An 11,257-nucleotide genomic window follows, 5' to 3' on the forward strand; every position below is an offset into this window, starting at 1 on the left:
TCCCTTGCGCTCCCAGACAACCAAGCCCTCATATTGCGGTCGGCTGGTGCGCCCCGAGAATAGCGGCGGGGCGGCACGATCTTCCTGGCGAGTCCCTCTCTCACCCACCGACTGACAACTGAGGCCGACGGGCCTCACGGAGGTTGTTTTCCTTGGCTGCTGCGCGCCCCGCATCCAGTACTGCTCCTAAGAACGGCCGTGACGCATCGCGACTCTCGTTCGCGAAGATCACCGACACCCTGACGGTCCCCGACCTGCTGGCTCTCCAGACGGAGAGCTTCGACTGGCTCGTCGGCAACGAGGGCTGGAAGGCCCGCATCGCCGAGGCCAAGGCCGCCGGCAACGACTCCGTCCCGGAGACGACGGGCCTCGACGAGATCTTCGAGGAGATCAGCCCGATCGAGGACCTCGGCGAGACCATGCAGCTCTCGTTCGCGAACCCGGAGCTCGAGGAGCCGAAGTACTCCATCGAGGAGTGCAAGGAGCGCGGCAAGACCTACGCCGCCCCGCTCTACGTCAACGCCGAGTTCATGAACCACATGACGGGCGAGATCAAGACCCAGACGGTCTTCATGGGCGACTTCCCGCTCATGACCGAGCGCGGCACCTTCATCATCAACGGCACCGAGCGCGTCGTCGTCTCGCAGCTCGTCCGCTCGCCGGGCGTCTACTTCGAGCGCCAGCAGGAGAAGACCTCCGACAAGGACATCTACTCCGCCCGCGTCATCCCGAGCCGCGGCGCCTGGCTCGAGTTCGAGATCGACAAGCGCGACCAGGTCGGCGTCCGCATCGACCGCAAGCGCAAGCAGTCGGTCACCGTCTTCCTCAAGGCCCTCGGCCTCACGAGCGAGGAGATCCTCGAGCACTTCGCGGGCTACGAGTCGATCGCCTCCACGCTCGAGAAGGACGCCATCCTCACGAAGGAGGAGGCGCTCAAGGACATCTACCGCAAGCTCCGTCCGGGCGAGCAGGTCGCCGCCGAGGCCGCCCGCGCGCTCCTCGACAACTTCTACTTCAACCCGAAGCGCTACGACCTCGCGAAGGTCGGCCGCTACAAGATCAACCGCAAGCTCGGCCTCGAGGCCTCGCTCAAGGACTCCGTCCTGACGGTCGAGGACATCATCGCGACGATCAAGTACCTCGTCGCGCTGCACGCCGAGCAGACGACGATCGCGGGCAAGCGCGACGGCAAGACGGTCGACCTCCGCCTCGACGTGGACGACATCGACCACTTCGGCAACCGCCGCATCCGCGCCGTCGGCGAGCTCATCCAGAACCAGGTCCGCACGGGCCTGAGCCGCATGGAGCGCGTCGTCCGCGAGCGCATGACCACGCAGGATATCGAGGCGATCACGCCGCAGACCCTGATCAACGTGCGCCCCGTCGTGGCCGCGATCAAGGAGTTCTTCGGCACCTCGCAGCTCTCGCAGTTCATGGACCAGAACAACCCGCTCGCGGGTCTCACCCACAAGCGCCGCCTCTCGGCGCTCGGCCCGGGTGGTCTGAGCCGCGAGCGCGCCGGCGTCGAGGTCCGCGACGTCCACCCCTCGCACTACGGCCGCATGTGCCCGATCGAGACCCCGGAAGGCCCGAACATCGGCCTCATCGGCTCGCTCGCGTCCTTCGCGCGCATCAACTCCTTCGGCTTCATCGAGACGCCGTACCGCCGGGTCGAGAAGGGCACGGTGTCGACGACGATCGACTACCTGACCGCCTCGGAGGAGGACGACTTCGTCGTCGCCCAGGCGAACGCGCCCCTCACCTCGAGCATGAAGTTCGCCGACTCCAAGGTCCTCGTCCGCAAGAAGGGCGGCGAGGTCGAGCTCGTGGATGCCGACCAGGTCGACTACATGGACGTCTCGCCGCGCCAGATGGTCTCGGTGGGCACCTCGCTCATCCCGTTCCTCGAGCACGACGACGCGAACCGCGCGCTCATGGGCGCGAACATGCAGCGCCAGGCCGTGCCCCTCCTCCGCTCCGACTCGCCGCTCGTCGGCACCGGCATGGAGGGCTACGCCGCGATCGACGCCGGCGACGTCGTCACCGCGCTCAAGGCCGGTGTCGTCGCCGAGGTGAGCGCCGACCACGTCGTCGTCCAGCTCGACGAGGGCGGCACGCAGGAGTACTACCTCCGCAAGTTCGACCGCTCGAACCAGGGCACGAGCTACAACCACCGCGTCATCGTCGACTCCGGCGAGCGCGTGGAGGTCGGCCAGGTCCTCGCGGACGGCCCCGCCACCGAGAACGGCGAGCTCGCGCTCGGCAAGAACCTGCTCGTCGCGTTCATGCCGTGGGAGGGCCACAACTTCGAGGACGCGATCATCCTCAGCCAGAACCTGGTGAAGGACGACGTCCTCTCCTCGATCCACATCGAGGAGTACGAGGTCGACGCCCGCGACACCAAGCTCGGCAAGGAGGAGATCACCCGCGACCTCCCGAACGTCAGCCCGGACCTCCTGGCCGACCTCGACGAGCGCGGCATCATCCGCATCGGCGCCGAGGTCCGCCCCGGCGACATCCTCGTCGGCAAGGTCACGCCGAAGGGCGAGACCGAGCTCAGCGCCGAGGAGCGCCTGCTCCGCGCGATCTTCAACGAGAAGAGCCGCGAGGTGCGCGACACGTCCCTCAAGGTGCCCCACGGCGAGGAGGGCACGATCATCGGCGTCAAGGTCTTCGACGCGCAGGACGGCGACGACGAGCTCGGCTCGGGCGTCAACCAGCGCGTGGTCGTCTACATCGCCCAGAAGCGCAAGATCACCGCGGGCGACAAGCTCGCGGGCCGCCACGGCAACAAGGGCGTCATCTCGAAGATCCTCCCCGTCGAGGACATGCCCTTCCTCGCGGACGGCACCCCGGTCGACGTCATCCTCAACCCGCTCGGCATCCCCGGCCGCATGAACTTCGGCCAGGTCCTCGAGACCCACCTCGGGTGGATCGCGAAGCAGGGCTGGAAGGTCGAGGGCAAGCCGGAGTGGGCGAAGAGCCTCCCCGAGGCCGCGCGCGAGGCCGCCCCGAACACGAAGGTCGCGACCCCCGTGTTCGACGGCGCACTGGAGTCCGAGATCGAGGGCCTCCTCGACTCGACGACCCCGACGCGCGACGGCGAGCGCCTCATCGACTCGTCGGGCAAGACCCGCCTGTTCGACGGCCGCTCGGGCGAGCCGTTCCCGGACCCGGTGTCGGTCGGCTACATGTACATCCTCAAGCTGCACCACCTCGTGGACGACAAGATCCACGCGCGCAGCACCGGCCCGTACTCGATGATCACGCAGCAGCCGCTGGGTGGGAAGGCGCAGTTCGGCGGCCAGCGCTTCGGCGAGATGGAGGTGTGGGCCCTCGAGGCGTACGGCGCGGCCTACGCGCTGCAGGAGCTCCTCACGATCAAGTCCGACGACATCCTCGGCCGCGTCAAGGTCTACGAGGCGATCGTCAAGGGCGAGAACATCCAGGAGCCCGGCATCCCCGAGTCCTTCAAGGTCCTCATCAAGGAGATGCAGTCGCTCTGCCTGAACGTCGAGGTGCTCTCGGCCGACGGCCAGGCGGTCAGCCTCAAGGACACGGACGACGAGGTCTTCCGCGCCGCCGAGGAGCTCGGCATCAACATCTCCACCCGGTTCGAGTCGTCGTCCATCGACGACATCTGACCCGCGGCCATCCACTGATTTCTCACGACGTAAACAGAAAGAAGACAAGTGCTCGACGCAACTAGCTTCGATCAGCTCCGGATCGGCCTCGCGACCTCGGCGGACATCCGCGCCTGGTCGTACGGCGAGGTCAAGAAGCCGGAGACCATCAACTACCGCACGCTCAAGCCCGAGAAGGACGGCCTCTTCGGCGAGCAGATCTTCGGGCCCAGCCGCGACTGGGAGTGCTCCTGCGGCAAGTACAAGCGCGTCCGCTTCAAGGGGATCGTGTGCGAGCGCTGCGGCGTGGAGGTCACCAAGTCCTCCGTCCGCCGCGAGCGCATGGGCCACATCGAGCTCGCCGCGCCCGTGACCCACATCTGGTACTTCAAGGGCGTGCCCTCGCGCCTCGGGTACCTGCTCGACATGGCGCCGAAGGACCTCGAGAAGGTCATCTACTTCGCCGCCTACATGGTCATCTCGGTCGACGAGGAGGGTCGTCACAACGACCTCCCCGGGCTCGAGAACGAGCTGCGCCTCGAGGTGAAGCAGCTCGAGCAGGGCCGCGACTCCCGCATCGCCGCGCGCCTCCAGACCCTCGAGGAGGAGCTCGCCTCCCTCGAGGAGGAGGGCGCCAAGGCCGACCAGAAGCGCAAGGTCAAGGACGCCGCCGAGAAGGAGATGACGCTCACCCGCAAGGGCTTCGACGAGCAGATCAACCAGCTCGAGCAGGTCTGGGATTCGTTCCGCACCCTCAAGGTCGGCGACCTCAAGCCGGAGGACTCGGTCTTCCACGAGCTGCAGGACCGCTTCGGCCTCTACTTCGAGGCGTACATGGGCGCCGAGGCGATCCAGAAGCGCCTCGAGTCCTTCGACCTCCAGGCCGAGGCCGAGCTCCTCCACGACCAGATCGCGAACGGCAAGGGTCAGAAGAAGATCCGCGCGATCAAGCGCCTGCGCGTCGTGTCGTCGTTCCTCGCGACCGGCAACTCGCCGGCCGCGATGGTCCTCGACGTGGTCCCGGTCATCCCGCCGGAGCTGCGCCCCATGGTCCAGCTCGACGGCGGCCGCTTCGCGACCTCCGACCTCAACGACCTGTACCGTCGCGTGATCAACCGCAACAACCGCCTCCGTCGTCTCCTCGACCTCGGCGCGCCGGAGATCATCGTCAACAACGAGAAGCGCATGCTCCAGGAGGCCGTCGACGCGCTGTTCGACAACGGCCGCCGCGGCCGCCCCGTCACGGGCACCGGCAACCGCGCCCTCAAGTCGCTCTCCGACATGCTCAAGGGCAAGCAGGGCCGGTTCCGCCAGAACCTGCTCGGCAAGCGCGTGGACTACTCGGGCCGATCGGTCATCATCGTGGGCCCGCAGCTCAAGCTCCACCAGTGCGGCCTCCCGAAGCAGATGGCGCTCGAGCTGTTCAAGCCCTTCGTCATCAAGCGCCTCATCGACCTGTCGCACGCGCAGAACATCAAGTCGGCCAAGCGCATGGTCGAGCGCTCGCGTCCGCAGGTCTGGGACGTGCTCGAGGAGATCATCCGCGAGCGCCCGGTGCTCCTCAACCGCGCGCCCACGCTGCACCGCCTCGGCATCCAGGCCTTCGAGCCCCAGCTCGTCGAGGGCAAGGCGATCCAGCTGCACCCGCTCGTCTGCGCCGCCTTCAACGCGGACTTCGACGGCGACCAGATGGCCGTCCACCTGCCGCTGTCGGTCGAGGCCCAGGCCGAGGCGCGCGTGCTCATGCTCGCCTCGAACAACATCCTCAAGCCCTCGGACGGCCGCCCGGTCACCCTGCCCACGCAGGACATGATCATCGGCCTCCACCACCTCACGACCCTCACCGAGGGCGCCGTGGGCGAGGGCCGCGCGTTCTCCTCGGTCTCCGAGGCGATCCTCGCGAAGGACCAGGGCTCGCTGCACCTCAACGCGAAGGTCCGCATCCGGGTGGAGAACCTCCACCTCGACGAGGCCGACGCGCCGGAGGGCTTCGAGCAGGGCTCGACGCGCCTCATCGAGACGACCCTCGGCCGCGCCCTCTTCAACGAGGCGCTCCCGGCGGACTACCCCTATGTGGAGGCCGTCGCGGACAAGGGCAAGATCTCGGCGATCGTCAACGACCTCGCCGAGCGCTACCCGAAGGTGGAGGTCGCCGCGACCCTCGACCGCGTCAAGGACGCCGGCTTCCACTGGGCCACGCGCTCGGGTGTCACCGTCGCCCTCTCCGATGTCCTCACGCCCTCGGGCAAGGCGGACATCGTGGCGAAGCACGAGAAGCAGGCCGCGAAGATCCAGTCCGAGTTCGACAAGGGCCTGATCGACGAGCCCTCGCGCCGCAAGGAGCTCATCGACGTCTGGAGCGAGGCGACCGACGAGATCGCGAAGGCGATGCAGGCGTCGTTCCCGAAGGACAACAACATCTTCCGGATGGTCTCCTCGGGCGCTCGAGGCAACTGGCTGCAGGTCCGCAACATCGCGGGCATCCGCGGTCTCGTCGCGAACCCGAAGGGCGAGACGATCCCGCGTCCGATCATCTCCTCGTACCGCGAGGGCCTGTCGGTGGCGGAGTACTTCATCGCGACCCACGGCGCCCGCAAGGGCCTCGCGGACACGGCGCTGCGCACCGCGGACTCGGGCTACCTGACCCGTCGTCTCGTGGACGTCTCGCAGGATGTCATCATCCGCGAGGACGACTGCGGCACCTCGCGCGGTCTCGAGCTCGTCGTCGCCGTCACCGACGCCGAGGGCACGCTCGTCCGCCACGAGAACGTCGAGAACTCCTCGTACGCCCGCACCCTCGCCGAGGACGCGGTCGACGCGAAGGGCACCGTCGTGCTCGAGGCCGGGTCGGACGTCGGCGACGTCGCGATCGAGACCCTCGTCGCGGCCGGCATCGAGACGATCAAGGTCCGCTCGGTCCTGACCTGCGAGTCGGGCGTCGGCGTCTGCGCCGCCTGCTACGGACGCTCGCTCGCGACCGGCAAGCTCGTGGACATCGGCGAGGCCGTCGGCATCATCGCGGCCCAGTCGATCGGCGAGCCCGGCACGCAGCTCACGATGCGCACCTTCCACCAGGGCGGCACCGCGGGCGCGGACGACATCACGCAGGGTCTGCCCCGCGTGACGGAGCTCTTCGAGGCCCGCACCCCGAAGGGCGCCTCGCCCATCGCCGAGTCGGCCGGTCGCATCGCGATCGAGGACACCGAGAAGCAGCGCCGGATCGTGCTCACGCCCGACAACGGCGACGAGCCGCACATCTACCCGGTGCTCAAGCGCGCCACCCTCCTCGTCGAGGACGGGCAGCACGTCGAGCTCGGCCAGCAGTTCGTGGTCGGCAACCTGGACCCGAAGGAGGTGCTGCGCGTGCAGGGCGTCCGCGCCGTGCAGCAGCACCTCGTCGACGGCGTGCAGGGCGTCTACCGCTCGCAGGGCGTGCCGATCCACGACAAGCACATCGAGGTCATCGTCCGCCAGATGCTGCGCAAGGTGACCGTCGTCGAGCACGGCGACACCGAGCTCCTCCCGGGCGAGCTCGTGGACCGCTCGCGGTACACGGAGATCAACCGCGGCGCGATCGTCGAGGGCAAGAAGCCCGCGTCGGCCCGCCAGGAGGTCATGGGCATCACGAAGGCGTCGCTCGCGACGGAGTCGTGGCTGTCGGCCGCGTCCTTCCAGGAGACGACCCGCGTGCTCACGCAGGCCGCCATGGAGGGCAAGTCCGACCCGCTCGTCGGCCTCAAGGAGAACGTCATCATCGGTCAGCTGATCCCGGCCGGCACCGGCCTGAACCGCTACCGCGACGTGAACGTCGAGGCGACGGAGGAGGCGAAGGCGGAGCGCTACCCGAACCGCATCTTCACCGACGACTCCGTGTTCTCCGAGTCCGACCTGAGCTTCGTCGACTTCGACAGCTTCAGCTCGGACGACTTCACCCCGGGCACCTACAACTAGGTCCTGGCGCGACCGGAGGCCCCGCACCGTTCGGTGCGGGGCCTCTCGTGGTTCCGGCGGCGTGCCCGGATCAGCGTGGCCGCCGCCGCTCGAGCAGCCCCCAGATCGCCAGCGTCGTGGCCACGGCGAGGTAGAGCAGACCCAGGAGCGGCACGAGCCGGTCCTCGCTGCTCCGGACGAGACCCGACATCCAGGCCAGCCCGACGATCGCCAGGATCGCGGCAGCCGCGAGCTTCCCCCGCCCCGTCCGCCTGGGCTCCCGGTTCTCACCCTGGGGCGTTCGTCTCACGTGCTCCCCCTCGTCTCTCAGGCGATCGATGTGGCGATCGGCAGGGGACCTCCCTCGCCCAGAGCAGGATGACCGATATAGGTTGTCGAGGCAAGGAGATCATCTCGCCTGTGGAGGATTGCGCGGCGTGACCCGTGGATCGGGGTGGGGTCCGCCCCGACACCTCGCACGAGGCAGCCGCCGCGAGGGCCCCGCACCGCTCGTTGCGGGGCCCTTCGCGGTCTCGGCCCGACTCGCCGGTCGAGGAGCACGACGACCTCGTGTCGGAGAGCCGCGGCGGTCTGCACCGGGATCAGGCCGCGCGACCGGATTCTCCGACATCGCGACCGTGCACCGCCGGTCGGGGAGCGCCAGCTGCGCGAACGCGTCTCGAGATCCCGCGCAGCGCTGCCCGCGAGCGTCGTGCGGGACGCGTGCTCCTGCGTCGCGCGCTCCTCGACGAGCGGGGTGTATCGGAACTCGGAGACTTGAGGCGATCTGCTCCCCGACGGCGCCGTTCGGCCGATTTCTCCGAGTCTGTGTACGCCGAGCGCTGCTCGATGCGCGTTTCTCCGCATCCGCACCGAGGATCTTCGGCGCGGACGCGGAGAAACCCACATCGCGGGGCGGGGCTAGGCTGGCCGGGGCCGCAAGAGAGATGAGGGATGCGCGTGACCGATCCGGGGGAGCCGCAGATCCAGGGTGCCGCGGCACCCGCACCCGACCACGGCGCGCTCGCCGCCGCGCTCGGCCTCGTGCCGGCGCCGCTCGGGCGCCGTGCGCTCGCGTTCGCGATCGAGGTCGCGATCGTCGCCGTGCTGCTCTCGATCGGCTGGATCGTCTACGCGGTCGTCATCGCACAGGGCACCGCGAACATCGCCTCCGGCGCGGTCGACCCGGGCGAGATCCCGAACATCGGCGTCGGCATCGCCGCGCTCGTGGTCACGAGCGTGCTCGCCCTCGTCTTCGCGCTCATGCAGCTGCTGCTGCACGGCATCAAGGGCGTGACCCTCGGCAAGTGGCTGCTCGGCATCCGCTCCGTCCGGCTCGAGACCCTCGGCCAGCCGGGCTTCGGGCCGGTGCTGCTGCGCGGGCTCGTGCTCTGGGCGGCCGGCGCGGTGCCCCTCGGGCAGGCGGTTCTGCTCGCCTCCGTCCTGTGGGACGGCTCGGGTCGCAACCGCAGCTGGCTCGATCGCATCGGCGGCATCTGGATGGTGGACGTCCGCCGCGGGCCCGACCCCTATGACGAGGATGCGATGCGGGTCGCCCACGCGGTCGTCGAGGCCCGCGCGGAGGTCGCGCCCCCGCCCCCGCCGGCGGCTCCCGCGCCGCCGCAGCTGTCGCCCGCCGACGATCCGGAGACGATCCTGATCGGGGAGGAGACGCTGCACCAGGCGCCGACGGCGCGCGTCGCCCCGGCACCCGGCGCGGTCGCGCCGGCACCCGCCGCGCCGGCCGCGCCCGCCGAGACCCCGTCGGCGGCCGAGCCGCGGCCTCCCGTCCCGGTCGCGGAGCCCGCGGCCCCGCCCGCCGCCGGCCCGCCGATCGCGCCGCCGCCGTGGGAGACCCAGGCTCCCGCCGCGCCGCCGCCGGCCGCGCCCGAGCCCGCGCCCACTCGCGGGACCCTCGTCGCCGACGACGGCGCCCGCATCCCCGTCGACCCGGTCGTCCTCGTGGGGCGGAACCCGGCGCTGCGCCCGGGCGAGCCGGTGGTCGCGGTGCACGCCCTCGAGGACCCCACCCTCTCGCTGTCGAAGTCGCACGCGCTCGTCGGCATCGACGCCGAGGGCCCGTGGATCGTGGATCGCGGCTCGAGCAACGGCACGAGCGTCGATGAGCCGGGCCGGCCGCGCACGCTCCTCACGCCCGAGCAGCGCACGAGGCTCGCCTGGGACCAGACGATCCGACTCGGCGACCGGCGCTTCACGATCGTCCGCGGCTGACCGGGACCGGCCGACCGGCGGCGGCGCCCCCGGCCGGCTGACCGCGCGCGGGCTGGGAGCGGCCTGCCCGCGGGTGCCCGCTCGATAGACTTGCGGCACCGTCCCGAAGGAGCGCGCGATGTCCGATTCCCCCGCATCCCGACCCGACTCCCCGGTCGAGCCGGAGCCGCTCGTCGAGCCCGAGGCGCCCGCGGCGCCCGCGGCGCCGGCCGCCGCACCCGCCGCCCAGGACGCGCCCGCCGACGAGCTCGTCGCCGAGCGGCAGGCCCTCGAGGAGCGCGCCGCGTACGACGAGGAGTCCGACGGGATCGACGACCCGGCGCCCGCACCCGTCTCCGCGCTCGGCGGTCACGCCTCGACGGGCGCGACGGGCGTCGCGGGCGGCGGCTACGCCGAGCCGTACACGCCCGCGCCGCAGCCGCAGGTCGTCTACGTCGACGCCCCGCAGCCGCCCCGCCCTCGGAGCAATCGCCTCTTCGGCGTGCTCATGGCGATCGTCGGCACGGTGATCTTCGCGCTCGTCTACCTCGCGGTCGCGGCGATCATCATCGGCGCCACCCCCGGCATCCCCACCATCGAGCGCTTCGTGCAGGAGGCCGTGTACTGGGTGCCGATCATGGTGTTCTCGATCGCCGCGATCCTGCTCGCGCTCCTCGTGAACCGCGCGAGGTGGTGGGTGCACGTGCTCGTGAGCCTCGTGCTCGCGCTGCTCGTCTACTTCATGACGATCGGGATCGGGCTCCTCATCGGCGGTGTCGTGTCGATGACCCCCGCCCAGGCGCAGACCGCCTTCCTCAGCTTCGCGCGCTATCCCTTCGTGATCGTCGCGGCGCTCGTCGCCCGCGAGGTCGCGATGTGGGTGGGGCTCGGCGTCGCCGCGCGCGGTCGGCGGGTCGTCGCCCGGAACGTCGAGGCGCGTGCCGCCTTCGACCGCGAGCAGGCGGAGCGCCGTGCCGAGCAGGAGCGCGCCTACGCGCGGGCCTGACCGCCGCACCGGGGATCCGGCGGCGCCCCGCCCCCGGCCCGCGTACCTCGTCGCCCTCTTCGTCGCGATCACCTGGGGGGCGGTCGCGTTCGCCGTCTCCGGCATCCTCGCGGTCGTCCTGGACCGGGACCCGGTCGAGGCGGAGGTGGCGCCCTTCACGGGCCTCGTGTCCTTCGCGCTCGCGGGCGTCGTGGTGTGGCTCGCTGCGGCCCGTTCGGCGGTGAGCCGGACCCCGTGGATGCCGGCGCTCGCGGCGCTCGGCGGTGTCTACCTGGTGATGACGGGATTCGCGGCGCTGCTCGGGCTGCCCTCGCTCGTGGAGCAGGCGTCGAGCCCGTTCGTGCTGGCCGACGCGGTGCTCGCGGGCCTCGCCGCGGTGGGCGCCTGGGCCGGGATCCGGCGCTGGGCGAAGTGACGACGCTACCCCCGATCAGGGGAATGGTCGCGAAGGACACGCGCAAGTAGCGTTGCGTGTCGTAGGGGGGAC

At 70.3% G+C, this 11,257-nt stretch carries 6 protein-coding genes; 5 read left to right on the forward strand and 1 reads right to left on the reverse strand.

What is annotated here, in order from left to right; translation table 11 throughout:
• Nucleotides 1-152: 152 nt before the first annotated feature.
• Together rpoB and rpoC are read left to right on the forward strand one after the other, a co-directional pair.
• Nucleotides 153-3,644 carry a DNA-directed RNA polymerase subunit beta gene (gene rpoB / locus OF852_RS12055; protein WP_271119404.1) on the forward strand — a complete coding sequence of 1,164 codons (3,492 nt, stop codon included), beginning with the start codon at nt 153-155 and terminating at the stop codon, nt 3,642-3,644.
• 48 nt (nt 3,645-3,692) lie between these two features.
• Nucleotides 3,693-7,574, forward strand: a complete 3,882-nt coding sequence (rpoC, locus tag OF852_RS12060; protein WP_271119405.1) for a DNA-directed RNA polymerase subunit beta' — start codon at nt 3,693-3,695, stop codon at nt 7,572-7,574.
• A gap of 70 nt (nt 7,575-7,644) precedes the next feature.
• Here rpoC and OF852_RS12065 read toward each other — a convergent pair whose 3' ends face one another.
• A complete protein-coding gene (locus tag OF852_RS12065) occupies nt 7,645-7,863 on the reverse strand; it encodes a hypothetical protein (protein ID WP_271119406.1) in 219 nt (72 codons plus the stop codon).
• 650 nt (nt 7,864-8,513) lie between these two features.
• Between OF852_RS12065 and OF852_RS12070 the strand changes: the two genes are divergently transcribed.
• The 3 genes from OF852_RS12070 (at nt 8,514) to OF852_RS12080 (ending at nt 11,185) form a co-directional block, all read left to right on the forward strand.
• Nucleotides 8,514-9,785, forward strand: coding sequence for an RDD family protein (locus tag OF852_RS12070; protein WP_271119407.1), 1,272 nt, complete (start codon nt 8,514-8,516; stop codon nt 9,783-9,785).
• Between the two features lie 118 nt (nt 9,786-9,903).
• A complete protein-coding gene (locus tag OF852_RS12075; RefSeq protein WP_271119408.1) occupies nt 9,904-10,770 on the forward strand; it encodes a hypothetical protein in 867 nt (288 codons plus the stop codon).
• Entirely contained in the window at nt 10,736-11,185 is a 450-nt protein-coding gene (locus OF852_RS12080) for a hypothetical protein (RefSeq protein WP_271119409.1), read from the forward strand. The genes OF852_RS12075 and OF852_RS12080 overlap by 35 nt, the downstream gene beginning before the upstream one ends.
• Nucleotides 11,186-11,257: the final 72 nt, after the last annotated feature.

Origin of the sequence: Homoserinibacter sp. YIM 151385 (assembly GCF_027912415.1) — a bacterium.
Classification (GTDB): domain Bacteria; phylum Actinomycetota; class Actinomycetes; order Actinomycetales; family Microbacteriaceae; genus Schumannella.